Origin of the sequence: Mycobacterium sp. SMC-8, from assembly GCF_025263565.1 — a bacterium.
Taxonomy (GTDB): domain Bacteria; phylum Actinomycetota; class Actinomycetes; order Mycobacteriales; family Mycobacteriaceae; genus Mycobacterium.
Genome location: NZ_CP079865.1, coordinates 4692482 through 4707121 on the forward strand (window position 1 = coordinate 4692482; position 14640 = coordinate 4707121).

Below are 14640 nucleotides of genomic sequence, written 5' to 3' on the forward strand. Positions count from 1 at the left end.
CCGTGTCCAGTACCGATCGGGCATGAAGCCGACTTTTGTAACACCGGTTCGACGGCGCCCGATAGATCGCACACACCGGTGAACGACGGGAAGGGGACGCCGTGGGCATGGTTCTGGGGCTCTCACTGACTGCCCACGCCGTCGCCTGGGTGCTGGTCGACGACACCGACGGCGCCGTCCTCGATCATGACGATCTCGAGTTCCGGGCCGGCACGGAGACCGCCGGGGCCGCCGCCAGGAGCGCCCGCACGATCGCGACCGCCGGCGGCCATGACGTCGACCGGATCCGGCTGACGTTCAGCGACGACGTGACCCGCGACGGGCACCGGTTGCGTGAGCAGCTCGACGAGCTCCAGATCGCCGACGTCGACACCGTGCCGCTGGCAGACGCGATGCGCGTGATGATCGCCCCCGACACCGCGCCCCGCCTCGCCCTGGCCTACGGGGCTGCCCTCGCCGAGAGGCCCGCCGAGGAGACGGCCGGCCCCCGTCGCGGCCTGAGCCGCCGCAGGATCGCGATGGCCGTCCTCGGCGCGGCCGCGGCCGCGTTGCTGACCGCCCTGAGCTTGACCTCGGGCGCGGTGCCGGAAGTTCAGCAGACAGACGCCGCGGCATCTGATCAGGCCGATACCGGCTGGGTCGCCGTGTCCGCGCCCGCCAGCGGTGTCGCCGGCATGGTCCGCAAGGTGGTCGAGCCGACCGAGCAGGTCGTGACCCCGTCGTGGCGACCCGCGCCCAGGGCATACGTCCCGGTGCCGGCACCGGCCCGGGCCGCCGTTCCCGCCGCGGTGCCGCACCTGCCCGCTCCGGAGGCCCCGCAACAACATCTCACCGGCGAATGGCCGGGCCCCGCCACTGTCGTCACCGTGACGCCGGTGCCGGTGGAGATGACAGATCCGACGAACATGTTCACTGCCCTGCCCTGAGCAGCTAACGTCGACGCCGTGACGGCGGTGACCGAACGCGCCCGGGGCCTGCGCGAGCTGGTGCGCGAACAGGCGGCAGAATCCGAGCGGATCCGCACCATGACGCCGGCGGTCGTGGACGCCATGTGGTCGAGCGGGCTGATGACCGCGTTCAACCCGGTACCGGCCGGCGGGGTGGAACCGACCTTCGCAGAGATGATCGAGACCTGGATCGAAATGGCTTGGCAGGACGGCTCGTTCGGCTGGGTCGGGATCGCCAACCTGCCGTCGTCCTTCGCCGCGGCCGCCTATCTTCCCGACGGCGGATTCGCCGAGGTGTTCACCGCCAACGACAACCGCGTCACGATGGGCGGGCAGTTCTTCCCCAACGGCCAGGGCATCGCGGTCGACGGCGGCTACCGGCTGACCGGATCGTGGAGTTTCGGTTCGGGCACCGGACACGCCGAATACGTCGCGGCCGGTTTCCTGCCGATGGTCGACGGTGAGATGCAGTGGCTCGCCGAAGGCGTGCCGGATATGCGGGTGGCCGTCGTGCCACGCGCGGATGTGCTGTTCAAGGACGGCTGGCACGTCCAGGGTCTCAAGGGCACCGGTTCCTACGACTACGCGATCGAGGACGTGTTCGTCCCGCACGACCGCACGTTCGCGTTGTTCACCCGTGAACCGAAGCGGGGGAGTTCACCGGCGACGCGGATGGGCATGATGCCCGTGACCGCGGCCGGTCACGCGGCCTGGGCACTCGGCGTGGCCAAGAGCATGCTCGACGATGTCACCGAGCTGGCGGCGACCAAGTTCCGGATGAGCGACATGGCGGCGCTCGCCAGCCGGCCGACATTCCAGAAAGCGCTGGCGCACCACGTCGCGGCCTGGCGCGCCGCAAGGCTGCTCGTACTCGACGCGTTCGGTAGCGCCGAATCCGCGGTGGCCGCGGGCGGTGAGCTGACCCCCGCCCTGCGCGCGGACATGCGGGTCGCGGCGGTGTTCGCCACCGACACCTCCCGCGCCTGCGCCGAGTGGGCGCATCTGGCCGCCGGGACCAGTTCGATCCGGGAGGGCAGCCGCCTGGAGCGGGCCTTCCGGGATCTCTACACGGGAACCCAGCACGCCTTCATCAGCGAGAAGGTGGCGATCGACGCCGCCCAGGTGTGGCTCGGCGTCGTCGAGGACCAGTTCGGGCTCTGATCGCGGGGCGCTCGATCAGCTCAGGCGACGATCTCGCGCAGATAGCGCCGGCTCGCCAGCAGGTAGCAACCGATCGCGACCAGGTGCATCAGCGGCACCACACACAGCATCGCCCGGCCCAGTGACATGTCGCCGACTTCGCTCTTCAGCGCGTCGCTGATCATGCCCGTCACGAGCGGGCCCACCGAACCCAGGATTGCGCTGAAGAACAGGAAGATGGCCGAGGCCGTGGCGCGCTGCTCGGCCGGAACCAGCCGCTGGATCGCCGCGATCGACGGTGCCATGTAGGCCGTCCCGACGACGTAGCTCAACGCGATGAAGCACACCGACAGCGTCGTGCTGCCCACGACGAAACCCAGCGTCGAGAACGGGATAAGCGCCGCCGTCATCGCCGCCACCAGCCACAACAGCCAACGGGGATCGATCGCCGACAGCCGGTCGGCGATCTTGCCGACGACCAGCAGCCCGAGGATGCCGGTGACGCCACTGGCCAGGCCGTACTGCAGCCCGACCTCACCCAGTGACATGCCGCGCGCACGCATCAGGAACGCGGGCGCGAACGTCGTCAGCGCGTAACCGGCCACCGAGATCGACGCCGCCCCCGCGACGATCGCCAGATAGCTGGGCTTGCGCAGGATGTCCCACCACTTGACCGGAACCTGCCGCACCGCAACGGCTTCGGTCACAGGCCGCTGCCTGCGCCCGACGACGGCCAGCACCACCGGAACGAACGCAACGCTGATCACGCCCATCACCACGAACGCCGTGCGCCAGCCGAGCGCCTGGGCCAGCAGGCCGCCGCCGATCAGGCTGGCCGCGCTGGCCAGCGGGATGGCCAGGGTGATGACGGCCAGCGGAGCGGCGCGGCGTTCGGGCGCAAAGTTGCGGGCGACGTAGGCGTGCGCGGCGGGGGTGGAACCGGCCTCCCCGATCGCGACGCCCACCCGGGTCAGCGCGAGCTGGAAGCCGGACTGCACGGCGCCGCCGAGCATCGTCATCACCCCCCACAGCGACAGGCACCCGGAGATCACCAGGCCGTACGCGCCCCGGTCGGAGACACGCGCGATCGGGATACCGATGAGCGCGTACACGGCGAGAAAGCCGAAGCCGTTGATCACCCCGATGGCGGTGTCGGACAGCGACAGGTCCTGCCGGATGGGTTCGGCCAGCACTGCCGGCAGGAACCGGTCGGCGTAGTTGAGTGTCCCGACCACCGCGAGGACCGAGACCGCCGCCCACGCCCGGCGCGGTCCGTGTGTGTCGCTGCCTGTTTCGACGGCCGATGGTGCCGACATCAGTTCTCCTCGCTGGACGCGTTACAGACGGAACCAAGAATGTCATGCGCGCGGGCTCGAGGCAGGCAAACCGCGCCCCCCGGATTGGCCGCGTCCACCGCTGGTTATATATGCTAATTATCCCGCCCGGTTACCGACCCGAGAGTGATGCGATGACCTCGATCAAGACCACGCTGTCCGTCGCCGCGGTCGCATGCGGACTGGCCGCCGGCCTCTGGGGTGCGGCTGCCGTCGCCGGCGCGCAACCGGCGCCTCCGCCACCGCCTCCCGTGCTCGGTGAGGTGCCGCCGGCCTGGGCGCCCCCGAAGCCCGCCGAGGTCTGGATCGGCCAGCCGGTGGTCTGGAATTCGGGCTGGGGCGGACGCTGGGGCGTGTGGATCAACGGTGGATGGATCTCGTTGACCTCCAACCCGGTCACCGGTGGTGGCTGACCGGGAGCGGGGCCCCCGAATTGCCTAGCTGCGCTATAGAATCTTCGAGACCCGACCGAACGATGAAGCTGGAGAAACGATGAGCGGACTGATGAGTCGCGTCGCACGGGTGGGTCTGGGATTCCTCGGCGCCGCCGCGGTCAGCGCGAGCCTGGCCGGACCGGCCGTCGCCGATTCCACCGAGGACTATCCGATTCCGCGTCGGATCATCCACACCACATGCGACGTCGAGCAGTACATGGCGGCTGCCCGGGACACCAGCCCGGTGTACTTCGAGCGCTACATGATCGACCGGAGCAACCGGCCGGCCGACGTCCAGCAGGCCGCGTTCGACCGCATCCACTGGTTCTTCTCGCTCGACCCGGTGGGCCGCCGCCAGTACTCCGAGAACACCGCGACCAACGTGTATTACGAGCAGGTCGCCACCCGGTGGGGCAACTGGGCCAAGCTGTTCTTCAACAACAAGGGCGTCGTGGCGCACGCCACCGACGTCTGCATGAACTATCCGCGCGGCGACATGTCCGTGTGGCACTGGCCCGTCGCCCGGTAACCGGGCCAGCCCCGCCCGTCGGAAGCACGAACGTGGGGGTTGTGCACGGATTTTCAGAGAAATGCGTGCACAACACCCACACTCGCGTGGAACTGTTGAGCCCTACTGGCGCGCCTGGTCCAGCACCGGCAGCCGGTCAGGGCAGTAGGTCCGCAGTCCGGCGGCGAGGAACTTCCACGCCTGTTCGGTCGTGGTGTCCTTCTCCAGCTGATTGCGCACGAATTCGGCCGCCTCGAACGCGGTGGCGTCGACACCGGTGGCGATCCGCTTGCAGGTGATCTTGCCGATCCAGGCGTTGTAGTCCTTCTGGCCGTAGATCCCGTACGTGTTCAGCTCGTTGGTGAACGCGGTGTCGGGGTCGGCTGCCGCGGGTATGGCGAAGACCAACGACGCCGGCGCCGCGAACGTCAATCCCGCGGCCACCGCGGCGACACCGATCAGTGCGCGTTTCATACCTTCACTCCTTCAGACGGATCCGATTGCAGCCCACCGGGTCTCGGCCACGGTGCGGGGACGGGACGGGTGCGGACCCGTTGGGGCCACCAGAACCAGGGCCCGAGCAACGCGGCGATCGACGGCGTCATGAACGCACGGATCACCAGTGTGTCGAACAACAGGCCCAGACCGATCGTCGTACCGACCTGACCGATCACGGTCAATTCGCTGACCGCCATCGACATCATCGTCAGCGCGAAGACCAACCCCGCCGCCGTCACCACCGAGCCGCTGCCGCCCATCGCGCGGATGATGCCGGTGCCGATGCCGGCGTGTATCTCTTCTTTGAGGCGGGACACCAACAGCAGGTTGTAGTCCGCGCCCACGGCCAACAGGATGATCACCGCCATGGCCAACACCATCCAGTGCAGCGGCTGGCCGAGGATGTGCTGCCAGAACAGCACCGACAGCCCGAACGACGCGGCCAGCGACAGCACCACGGTGCCGACGATCACCGCAGCCGCCACGATGGCCCGGGTCAGGATCAACATGATGATGAAGATCAGGCCGAGCGCAGAGATGCCGGCGATCAACAGGTCGTAGTTGTTGCCGTCCTGCATGTCCTTGAACGTGGCCGCGGTTCCACCGAGATAGATCTTGGAGCCCTCCAGTGGGGTGCCCTTGACGGCCTCCTTCGCCGCGGTCTTGATCTTGTCGATCTTGGCCACGCCTTCGGGGCTGAGCGGGTCACCCTCATGGGAGATGATGAAGCGCACCGCATGCCCGTCGGGGGACAGGAACTGCTCCAGCCCACGCTGGAAGTCCTTGTTCTCGAAGATCTCCGGCGGCAGATAGAAGGAGTCGTCGTTCATCGAGTCGTCGAACGCCTCACCCATGGCGTCGGCGTCCTCGGACATCGCGGCCATCTGGTCCTGCTGACCCTTCTGGGACTGATACATCGTCAGCATCATCGTCCGCATGGTCTTCATGGTCTCGATCATCTCCGGCATGAGCGCGACCATCTGCGGCATCAGCGTGTCCAGCCGCTTCATGTCCGGCAGGATCTCGCGGAAGTCGTCGGTCATCACGTTGATGCCGTCGAGGGTGTCGAACACCGACCGCAGTGCCCAGCAGACCGGGATGTTGTAGCAGTGCGGTTCCCAGTAGAAGTAGTTGCGGATCGGCCGGAAGAAGTCATCGAAGTTCGCGATGCTGTCGCGGAGGTCCTCGATGTCGGTGAGCATGTTCTCCATCTTGCTGACCATGCTGTGGGTGATGTCGGCCATCTGCGTGGTCAGGTTCGACATCTTCTCCATGGTGGCGATCGTGTTCGCCATCTCGTCGGCCTGCACCAGCATGTCGGCCATGCGGTCTTGCATGTACTTCTCGTTGAGCCGCTGAGTCGTGCCCTGCATGCTCATCTGGAACGGGATCGAGGTGTGCTTGATGGGCTTGCCGTCGGGCCGGGTGATCGCCTGCACCCTGGCGATGCCCTCGACGCGGAAGATCGCCTTGGCGATCTTGTCGATGACGAGGAAGTCCGCCGAGTTCCGCAGATCGTGATCGCTCTCGATCATGAGCAGCTCGGGGTTCATCCGGGCCTGGTCGAAATGCGCGTCGGCGACGGCATAGCCCTGGTTGGCCGGCAGATCCGCCGGCAGGTAGTCGCGGTCGTTGTAGTTGGTCTTGTAGCCGGGCAGCGCCAGCAGGCCGACCAGCGTGATCGCCATCGCCGCCACCAGGATCGGGCCCGGCCAGCGGACGATCGAGGCGCCGATCTTGCGCCAGCCACGGATGCGCATCGCGCGTTTGGGCTCGAGCAGTTTGCCGAACCGGGTGGCGACGCTGATGATCGCGACCATCAGGACGACGCCCGCCATGACGACCACGAACATGCCGATGGCCAGCGGGATACCCATGGTCTGGAAGTAGGGCAGCCGGGTGAAGCTCAGGCAGAACGTGGCGCCGGCGATGGTCAGACCCGACCCCAGCACCACGTGCGCGGTGCCGTGGAACATCGTGTAGTACGCGGTCTCTTTGTCCTCGCCGAGTGTTCGGGCCTCCTGATATCGGCCTATCAGGAAGATCGCGTAGTCCGTCGCCGCGGCGATGGCCAACGTCACCAGCAGGTTGGTGGCGAACGTCGAGAGCCCGATGATCTCGTGGTAGCCCAGGAACGCCACCACGCCGCGGGCCGTGGCCAGCGACAGCACCACCATCACCAGCGTGATCAGCACGGTCACGATGGACCGGTAGACCAGCAGCAGCATGACGATGATGACGGTGAACGTCGCCGCCTCGATGATCCGCATGCTGCGGTCACCGGCGATGTGCTGGTCGGCGGCCAGCGCGGCCGGACCGGTCACGAACGCCCGCACACCCGGCGGCGGCTCCAGGCTGTTGACGATCTGCTGGACCGCCTTCACCGACTCGTTGGCCAGCGCCTCGCCCTGGTTACCCGCGAGCTTGACCTGGACGTAGGCCGACTTGCCGTCGTTGCTCTGCGAACCCGACGCGGTGAGCGGGTCGCTCCAGAAGTCCTGGACCGACTGCACGTGCGTGGTGTCGGCTTCCAGCCGGTCGACGAGCTCGTCGTACCACGCGTGCGCGGCGTCGCCGAGGGGTTCGTCGCCCTCGAACACGATCATCACCGAGCTGTCCGAGTCGCCTTCCTCGAACAGCTCACCGACCTTCTTCATCGAGATCATCGACGGCGCGTCTTGCGGGCTCATCGACACGGCCTGCATCTCGCCGACCTTCTCGAGCTGCGGCACGGTGACGTTGACCACGACGATCAGCGCGATCCAACCGAGGATGATCGGAAGGGCGAACAGCCGGATCATCCGGGGGATGAACGGGCGGTGAGGTCGACGCGCAGCGGGGAACTCGTCGGTGCGGGCGTCGGAAACTGGTGTGCTCATGCGGATTTCACAAAGCAGAAGGTCTGGGCGTTCAAGCCGTCCGTCGTCCTCTCGTCCTTCAACTCGTCGTCGACATAGATCCGGCACGTGATCGTCGAGCCGTCACCCTGGGCGACGATGTTGGGAGCTGCGGATGGTTCGGTGGTCTCCAGCGTGAGCGACCACGGCAGCGGCGCGCCGTCGACGCGCTGCGGCTTGGCGTCGAGGTCGAGGTAGTTCACGTCGGCGTAGGAACCCGAGCCGGTGATCTCATAACGGACGACTTTGGGGTCGAACGGTTCGGGGAGATCGGCGAAGTTGCGCGGCGTCTCGATGATGCCCTCGGACCCGAAGAACGTCCGGATGCGCGCGACGGTGAGGCCTGCGATCACCACCACGACGATGATGAGCAACGGGAGCCACACCTTCTTGGCAATGGCGATCACGACTGCCGGCCCCGACTAGTGGCGCGCATTAGACCCCTGAGATTCGTATCCTGCGATTGAGCAGATCGTAACTTAGCCCGTATAAGTTCTCACCCGGCGCCAGATTAGCTCAAGAAAATGTGGCGCTGCTAACTCGTCGCCGAATCCTGCGAGTCAGGTCACTCGCGGCGGATCGTCGCCTAAGATGCTGAGCGGTCGCACAGTTGGTCGGTGAGGAGCATGTCGGGTGGCAGACGATCTTTACTACGACCTCTACTACGACCCCTACGACCTGAGCATCGTGGCCGACCCAAACCCGACCTACGCGCGGCTGCGCGACGAGGCGCCGCTCTATTACAACGAGCGCTACGACTTCTGGGCGCTGTCGCGCCACGCCGACGTCGAGAAAGCGCTGCTGGACTGGTCGACGTTCTCCAACAGCCGCAGCGACATCCTGGAACTGGTCAAATCCGACTTCGACATGCCCAAGGGCGTGATGATGTTCGAGGACCCGCCCACGCACACCCTGCTGCGCGGGCTGATGTCGCGGGTGTTCACCCCACGCCGGATGGCCGAGATCGAGGACCAGATCCGCCAGTACTGCGTGAACTGCCTCGACCCGTTGGTCGGCGCCGACGGCTTCGACATCATCGCCGAGCTGGCGGCCATGATGCCGATGCGGGTGATCGGGATGCTGCTGGGCATCCCAGAGTCCGAGCAGGTGTCGGTACGCGACGCCAACGACGCGAACCTGCGCACCAAGCCCGGCGCGCCGATGAAGGTCGCCGACCCCGACAAGATCGCCGACGGCCGGATCTACGCCGACTACGTCCAGTGGCGCGCGGCCAACCCGTCCGACGACCTGATGACCGCGCTGCTCAACGTCGAGTTCACCGACGAGACGGGAGTGGAACGCAAGCTCACCCGCAAAGAGGTCCTGCACTACACCCAGGTGGTGGCCGGTGCGGGCAACGAGACGACCGGAAGGCTGATCGGCTGGCTGGCCAAGGTGCTCGCCGAACACCCCGATCAACGCCGCCGCATCCACGAGGACCGCTCACTGCTCGGCCGCACGATCGACGAGACGCTGAGGTTCGAGCCCACGGGTCCGCACGTGGCGCGCTACGTCATCCGCGACTTCGGATACGGCGACGTCACCGTGCCCGCAGGCAGCGCCATCCTGCTGCTGTTCGGTGCCGCCAACCGCGACGAACGCCGATACGAGAATCCGGACACCTTCGACATCGACCGGGAGAACATCAGCCACCTGACGTTCGGCAAGGGGCTGCACTACTGCCTGGGCGCCAACCTGGCCCGCCTGGAAGGCAGGATCGCGCTCGACGAGCTGCTCAACCGCTGGCCCGAGTGGGATGTCGACTACGACTCCGCCCGGCTGGCCCCGACCTCGACCGTCCGCGGCTGGGAGCACCTACGGATTCTGGTCGGCTGAACCGCTTTCGGTGCCGGTACCTGAGTCGTGCTCGGCTGGACCCGTCTCGCCGCCTCCGGCGGCGCCATCCAGCACGCTGACGGCGATCCCGTACGGCAGGAACCGCACCCGTCGCTTCGCATCGGTGTTGTCCTTGTTCGCCCGAAGCGCGTCCAGTTCGGTCGGGTACACCTGCTCGATGTGGGCGCCACCGGAGTCGTCGAGGGTGTAGATGGCCCAGACACCGTCTCCGGTCTCGCCGGTCGTCTCGGGACGCGTCCGCGGCCGGGTGTCGAACAACGTCGACCACCCCGCCCGCTCACCGGGTGTCCCGAGGAATCTCCCGATGCCGTCGAGTGCTTCCCGCAGACCTTCGCCCGCTTCGCGGACGACACGGTCGAAATCCTCGGGGTCGAATCCGAACGGCCCGTTGTTGCTGCTCATGCAGACCAGTGTGCCCCTGACGGCACGTTCAGTCGACTGCCGCATGGATAGGTGGTAGGCAACCATATGCCTTTCACACGAGCTGACGTGCTGTCGGCGGCCCAGCGGTCCCTGGCCGCGGCGGGCGCGCACGACCGGGCCGGGTGGATCGGCCTGTTCACCGCCGACGCCCGGGTCGAAGATCCGGTCGGCTCGAGGCCGCACCGCGGGCACGTCGCGATCGGCCGGTTCTACGACACGTTCATCGGCCCCCGCGACATCAGCTTTCGCCCGGACACCGACATCGTCGTCGGCACCGCGGTGCTGCGCGACCTCGAGCTCGAGATCCAGATGGCACCGACCGTGACCCTGCATGTCCCCACCTACATCCGCTACGACCTGCGTGACGCCGGCGACGAGCTCAAGATCGCCGCGTTGTCGGCCTACTGGGAATTGCCCGCGATGATCGGGCAGTTCGCCCGGGGCGGACTGGTGGCGTTGCCGGCCGGCGGATCGCTGGCCCGGACCATGGTCGCCAATCAGCACCTGGCCGGAACCCTCGGGTTTCTCGGTGGCTTCCGTGGGCTGGGATCGGGCGCGCGGGCGCTGTTCACCACGTTCCTCGACGACGCCCGCAGCGGCAATGAAGTCGGGATGCGGCGGCTCATCGCCGACAGTCCCGTCACCCGCGGTGACGACGAGCCGGTGAGCCCGTCGGAACTGGTCAGACACCTCTCCGGCAGCAACTGGACCAAACTCGTCGTCGCCGGCAACTCCGTCGCGGCGCGCATCGAGCGTGACGGCAGGCCCACCGTGCTCATCGGCGAGACGGCGCGTGCCGGGTGGATCGGCGCCGTGCTGCGCAGGATTCGGTTGTTCGGCGGTCTGGATTGATGCCCTACAACAGTTCGGCCACGTTGTCGCGCCGGACGCTCCGCGCATGAGAACGTAGGCAGCATCATGTCCGACCCTGATACCGCCGACTTCCTGACCTACGAGCAGTTCGGCCGCCGGTTCTTCGAGATCGCCGTCACCGAGGAGCGCGTGGGCGGCGCGATCGGTGAGATCGCCGGCGACGCCTTCGAGATGGGCCCCATCGCCCAAGGCCCGGGCAAGCTGGCCAAGGTCACCGCGAAAGTGCGGATCCAGCAGCCCAGGGTCCGTCGGGAGCTCGGCGAGTTGATCACCTTCGGGATCCGGATCCCCTTGGAGATCGACATGGTGGTCGACCTGCGGATCGACAAACCCAAATTCATCGTGTTCGGTGAGATCTCGCTGCGCGCCACCGCCAAGGCCGCCGACCCGCTGCTGCTGATCCTCGATGTGGAGAAGCCGCGGCCCTCCGACATCTCGATCCACGTCACGTCGAAAACCCTGCGCGCCGAGGTGGTGCGCATCGTCGGCGGCGTGGACGCCGAGATCAAGCGCTTCATCGCGATGCACGTCGCGGGGGAGATCGACAGCCCGGAATCCCAGAAGGCCAAGATCATCGACGTTGCCGAACGTCTCGACGCGGCCTGGACCGGCATCTGAGACCGTGCCCAAGCTCAGCGCCGGCCTGCTTCTCTATCGCGACGTCGACGGGACGCTCGAAGTGCTCCTCGGCCACCCGGGCGGGCCGTTCTGGACCCGTAAAGACGACGGTGCCTGGTCGATCCCCAAGGGCGAGTACACCGACGGGGAAGACCCGTGGACCGTCGCTCAGCGCGAGTTCACCGAGGAGCTCGGCAAGCCCGTGCCGGCCGGTCCCCGGATCGAATTCGAGCCGGTGCGCCAGCCGGGCGGAAAGGTGGTCACCGCGTTCGCGGTACGCGCCGACCTCGACCTCGACGGTACGTTCAGTAACACCTTCACCCTCGAATGGCCCAGAGGCTCAGGCGCATTCAAGGAGCTTCCGGAGATCGACCGGGTGGCCTGGTTCGATCTGGCGACGGCCCGCACCAAGCTGTTGAAGGGGCAGCGCCCGCTGCTCGACCGGCTCGAGGAGGCCGTCGCACGCTGACGCTCACAGCTCCAGCGTGAGACCCGAGCCGTCGGCTGCCCGCGACACACAGGTCAGCATCATCCCGGCGGCCCGCTCCGGATCGGTCAGCAACGTGTCGCGATGGTCGACGTCGCCGGCGAGCACCTTGGTCCGGCACGTGCCGCAGAACCCTTGCTGACATGAGTACGTCGCGTGCACCCCCGCCCGGCGCAACGCGGCGAGCAAGGTCTCGTCGGCACCGACGTCAACCGTCCGACCGGTGGACGCGACCGTCACCGGGAACGGGCGCCCGTCGGTGACCGGCGGCGCGGCGAACCGTTCGAAGTGCAGTTCGACGTCGTCGCGTCCGACCAGCGCGGTGCGGATAGCGGTGAGCATCGGCGCCGGACCGCACGCGTAGACCGCGGTGCCGCCCGGGCAATCCGCGAGCAGCTCCTGCGCACCGGGGAGCCCGAGCCGGTCGTCGGTACGGATCTCGACCGCGTCGCCGTAGGCGGCGACCTCGTCGACGAACGGGAGGCTGTCGAGCGTGCGTCCGGTGTAGACCATCGACCAGTCCACACCCAGGCCGTCGGCCAGGCGCAGCATCGGCAGGATCGGGGTGATCCCGATTCCGCCTGCGACGAAACGGAATCGGCGCGCCGGCGAGCCGTAGCCCGGCACCGTGAGCGGGAACGCGTTGCGCGGCCCGTGCGTACGGACAATCGAGCCGGGCTTCAGCGTGTGGTGCACTTCGAGCGAGCCGCCGCCACCGTCGGGGATGCGCCGGACCGCGATGCGGTACTCCTGCCTGGCGCAGGGGTCGCCGCACAGCGAGTACTGCCGCACCAGACCGCTGGGCAGGTGCACGTCGAGGTGAGCGCCGGGGGACCAAGGCGGCAACTCTGCTCCGGCCAGTGTCAGCTCGACGACGTCCTGATCGTGTGCGACCACGCGGCGGCGGGTGACCGTCAGCGGAAAAGTGTCCGGTCCCGGGGCCGGTGGCGCGATGCGCCGCACCGCCGCCGTCGCTGCGAAAAGCCCGGAGATCGTCGCGTCGGCCAGGCCGAGCATGACGTCGTGCCGGACACGCCCTGATGCGCTCGGCGGGACCCGGCGGAACGCGTCGAACAGCCGCATCACGTGTGCGCGGCGCGTGCGGCTGGAGAAGCCGCCAGGTATGCGACGGCCTGAGCGGTCGAGCCCAGTTGCTCCGGGGAGTAGCCGGGCCGGAAATAGCCGAGCGTGCTGGATCCGAACAGAGTCCGGTACAGCGGAAGCAGTCCGAGCTTCGAGTCGCGCATCCGCATCCGGTTGAACGTCCACCAGTTGGCGTCGACGGTCGGGTCGGTCTTCACCAGATACCAGGCGGTGCGCTGGAAGAAGACGAACAGCATGGTCGCCGCGACGGTCATGGCGCGGATCCGGGCGCGATAGCTGTCGTGGAAGTAGACCGCGACATCGTGGGCGACGCTTCGGTGTTCGACTTCCTCGCTGCCGTGCCAGCGGAACAGGTCGACCAGGGTGGGGTCGGCGCCGTGGTCGTCCCAGGCGCAGTTGAGCGCGAAGTCGCCCATCACCGCGGTGTAGTGCTCTATGGCCGCGATCAACCACAGCCGGTCGCACAGATGGTTCATCCGTCGGGCCTCGTCCACGGAATCGGGCAGCGGGGCCAGCACACCGGTGAACACGTGCTCGATCTGCTGCAGGATCGGCGTGGGATCAACGCCGTGCCCGACAATGAACTGGTGCAGAACTTGGTCGTGCACATCGGCGTGGATCGCCTCCTGGCCGATGAAACCGCGAATGTCGTCGGCCAGCTTCGGATCCTTGACGAGCGGCAACGCCTCGTTGAACGTCTGGACGAACCAACGCTCGCCGGCGGGCAGGACGATGTTGAGCACGCTGACCAGATGCGAGGCGACGGGGTGGCCGGGAATCCAGTGCAGCGGGATGTCGGCCACGTCGAAGTGCACCTTGCGGGCCTGGATCTGCACGGGCCCAGGGTCGATCTCGGTGTCGAAACGGCGCGGTCGCAACATCTGCGGCTCCTGTTAGTCGATGAACTCGTGGAGAGTTTACGACGAATTAGTGGGAACGCAGGTACCGGTTAGGTCGGCGGAACGGGGATCAGGGCTGCGGCGAGGTGTTCGCGATGATCGGCGCGCCTTGTCCGGCCGGCATGTTCGACACCACGCCGGGCGCGGGCGGCGCCATCCCTGCGCCGGGAGCGCCGGCGATCGGCACCATCGGTGTCGGCGTGACAGTGGTGACGCCGTTGGCGCCGACCGTCGGTCCGCCGGTGGGGCCCATGGCCTTGATCTGGTCGGCCGCGGCCTGAGTGCAGTCCAGCATCAGCAGCATCCGGCCCTGGCTGGTCACTTTCTGCTGGCCGACCAGGCAGGCGCTCTGAGGAAGGGCACTACCGGTGGCTCCACCGAAGTAGGCCTTGACGCCCTGGCTCTTCAGGATGGCCAGCGCACGACCGTACTGCTCGCCGACGACGTTGTACGGGCTCGTCTGAGCCGGCTGCGAGATAGCGACACCGGCACCGATCAGCGCGGCTGTTCCGGCGGCGACGAATCCGCCGCTGAGCACAACGAGCTTGTTCACTACAACTCCCTCGGATCGGTATGCGGTGCGAACATATCGCAGCAGTGACGAATGTGAAACCGCTGCAG

16 protein-coding genes are annotated in these 14640 nt (G+C 67.3%); 8 read left to right on the top strand and 8 right to left on the bottom strand.

The annotated features are described in order from the left end of the window. Positions 1-101: 101 nt before the first annotated feature. Together KXD97_RS22745 and KXD97_RS22750 are read left to right on the top strand one after the other, a co-directional pair. A complete protein-coding gene (locus tag KXD97_RS22745) occupies positions 102-926 on the top strand; it encodes a hypothetical protein (RefSeq protein WP_396884546.1) in 825 nt (274 codons plus the stop codon). Between the two features lie 18 nt (positions 927-944). Continuing rightward, positions 945-2108, top strand: a complete 1164-nt coding sequence (locus KXD97_RS22750) for an acyl-CoA dehydrogenase family protein (RefSeq protein ID WP_396884547.1) — start codon at positions 945-947, stop codon at positions 2106-2108. A 20-nt stretch (positions 2109-2128) separates the two neighbouring features. Here the strand turns inward: KXD97_RS22750 and KXD97_RS22755 are convergent, their stop codons facing one another. Further along, positions 2129-3403: an MFS transporter gene (locus KXD97_RS22755; protein WP_260752617.1), complete on the bottom strand. Its 1275-nt coding sequence runs from the start codon at positions 3401-3403 to the stop codon at positions 2129-2131. Positions 3404-3555: 152 nt separating this feature from the next. Between KXD97_RS22755 and KXD97_RS22760 the strand changes: the two genes are divergently transcribed. Next, positions 3556-3834 carry a hypothetical protein gene (locus tag KXD97_RS22760; protein ID WP_260752618.1) on the top strand — a complete coding sequence of 93 codons (279 nt, stop codon included), beginning with the start codon at positions 3556-3558 and terminating at the stop codon, positions 3832-3834. Between the two features lie 79 nt (positions 3835-3913). Next, a complete protein-coding gene (locus KXD97_RS22765) occupies positions 3914-4384 on the top strand; it encodes a DUF5078 domain-containing protein (RefSeq protein ID WP_260752619.1) in 471 nt (156 codons plus the stop codon). Between the two features lie 102 nt (positions 4385-4486). Here the strand turns inward: KXD97_RS22765 and KXD97_RS22770 are convergent, their stop codons facing one another. The 3 genes from KXD97_RS22770 to KXD97_RS22780 are packed head-to-tail and all read right to left on the bottom strand — an operon-like array spanning position 4487 to position 8165. Beyond that, a complete protein-coding gene (locus tag KXD97_RS22770; protein ID WP_260752620.1) occupies positions 4487-4837 on the bottom strand; it encodes a DUF732 domain-containing protein in 351 nt (116 codons plus the stop codon). Beyond that, positions 4834-7740 (bottom strand): RND family transporter, encoded by a 2907-nt coding sequence (locus KXD97_RS22775; protein WP_260752622.1) that lies wholly within the window; start codon positions 7738-7740, stop codon positions 4834-4836. The genes KXD97_RS22770 and KXD97_RS22775 overlap by 4 nt, the downstream gene beginning before the upstream one ends. Continuing rightward, positions 7737-8165, bottom strand: a complete 429-nt coding sequence (locus tag KXD97_RS22780) for an MmpS family protein (RefSeq protein WP_260752623.1) — start codon at positions 8163-8165, stop codon at positions 7737-7739. Before KXD97_RS22780 ends, KXD97_RS22775 begins: the two co-directional genes overlap by 4 nt. Positions 8166-8391: 226 nt before the next feature. On the opposite strand from KXD97_RS22780, the gene KXD97_RS22785 reads away from it, so the two are divergent. Next, entirely contained in the window at positions 8392-9594 is a 1203-nt protein-coding gene (locus tag KXD97_RS22785) for a cytochrome P450 (RefSeq protein WP_260752624.1), read from the top strand. Here the strand turns inward: KXD97_RS22785 and KXD97_RS22790 are convergent. Then, the gene (locus KXD97_RS22790; RefSeq protein WP_260752625.1) at positions 9574-10017 is read right to left on the bottom strand and encodes a hypothetical protein; all 444 of its coding nucleotides are present in this window, start codon (positions 10015-10017) and stop codon (positions 9574-9576) included. The genes KXD97_RS22785 and KXD97_RS22790 overlap by 21 nt on opposite strands. 66 nt (positions 10018-10083) lie before the next feature. On the opposite strand from KXD97_RS22790, the gene KXD97_RS22795 reads away from it, so the two are divergent. The 3 genes from KXD97_RS22795 (at position 10084) to KXD97_RS22805 (ending at position 11998) form a co-directional block, all read left to right on the top strand. Beyond that, positions 10084-10890, top strand: coding sequence for a ketosteroid isomerase family protein (locus tag KXD97_RS22795; RefSeq protein ID WP_260752626.1), 807 nt, complete (start codon positions 10084-10086; stop codon positions 10888-10890). A gap of 66 nt (positions 10891-10956) precedes the next feature. Then, positions 10957-11529, top strand: a complete 573-nt coding sequence (locus KXD97_RS22800; RefSeq protein ID WP_260752627.1) for a hypothetical protein — start codon at positions 10957-10959, stop codon at positions 11527-11529. A 4-nt stretch (positions 11530-11533) separates the two neighbouring features. Next, the gene (locus KXD97_RS22805; protein ID WP_260752628.1) at positions 11534-11998 is read left to right on the top strand and encodes an NUDIX domain-containing protein; all 465 of its coding nucleotides are present in this window, start codon (positions 11534-11536) and stop codon (positions 11996-11998) included. 3 nt (positions 11999-12001) lie between these two features. Here the strand turns inward: KXD97_RS22805 and KXD97_RS22810 are convergent, their stop codons facing one another. The 3 genes from KXD97_RS22810 to KXD97_RS22820 all read right to left on the bottom strand — a co-directional run bounded on the left by KXD97_RS22810 (position 12002) and on the right by KXD97_RS22820 (position 14572). Further along, on the bottom strand, positions 12002-13099 hold the full coding sequence (locus KXD97_RS22810) for a PDR/VanB family oxidoreductase (RefSeq protein ID WP_260752631.1): 1098 nt from the start codon (positions 13097-13099) through the stop codon (positions 12002-12004). Next, positions 13099-14001, bottom strand: a complete 903-nt coding sequence (locus tag KXD97_RS22815; protein ID WP_260752632.1) for a metal-dependent hydrolase — start codon at positions 13999-14001, stop codon at positions 13099-13101. The genes KXD97_RS22810 and KXD97_RS22815 overlap by 1 nt, the downstream gene beginning before the upstream one ends. Before the next feature lie 88 nt (positions 14002-14089). After that, a complete protein-coding gene (locus tag KXD97_RS22820) occupies positions 14090-14572 on the bottom strand; it encodes a hypothetical protein (protein ID WP_260752633.1) in 483 nt (160 codons plus the stop codon). Between the last annotated feature and the right edge of the window lie 68 nt (positions 14573-14640).

What these genes read in the sequence shown, in the direction of transcription:
- KXD97_RS22755 (WP_260752617.1), bottom strand. Translation starts at nt 3,403, where the DNA reads ATGTCGGCACCATCGGCCGTCGAAACAGGCAGCGACACACACGGACCG.
- KXD97_RS22760 (WP_260752618.1), top strand. Translation starts at nt 3,556, where the DNA reads ATGACCTCGATCAAGACCACGCTGTCCGTCGCCGCGGTCGCATGCGGA.
- KXD97_RS22765 (WP_260752619.1), top strand. Translation starts at nt 3,914, where the DNA reads ATGAGCGGACTGATGAGTCGCGTCGCACGGGTGGGTCTGGGATTCCTC.
- KXD97_RS22770 (WP_260752620.1), bottom strand. Translation starts at nt 4,837, where the DNA reads ATGAAACGCGCACTGATCGGTGTCGCCGCGGTGGCCGCGGGATTGACG.
- KXD97_RS22775 (WP_260752622.1), bottom strand. Translation starts at nt 7,740, where the DNA reads ATGAGCACACCAGTTTCCGACGCCCGCACCGACGAGTTCCCCGCTGCG.
- KXD97_RS22790 (WP_260752625.1), bottom strand. Translation starts at nt 10,017, where the DNA reads ATGAGCAGCAACAACGGGCCGTTCGGATTCGACCCCGAGGATTTCGAC.
- KXD97_RS22795 (WP_260752626.1), top strand. Translation starts at nt 10,084, where the DNA reads ATGCCTTTCACACGAGCTGACGTGCTGTCGGCGGCCCAGCGGTCCCTG.
- KXD97_RS22800 (WP_260752627.1), top strand. Translation starts at nt 10,957, where the DNA reads ATGTCCGACCCTGATACCGCCGACTTCCTGACCTACGAGCAGTTCGGC.
- KXD97_RS22810 (WP_260752631.1), bottom strand. Translation starts at nt 13,099, where the DNA reads ATGCGGCTGTTCGACGCGTTCCGCCGGGTCCCGCCGAGCGCATCAGGG.
- KXD97_RS22815 (WP_260752632.1), bottom strand. Translation starts at nt 14,001, where the DNA reads ATGTTGCGACCGCGCCGTTTCGACACCGAGATCGACCCTGGGCCCGTG.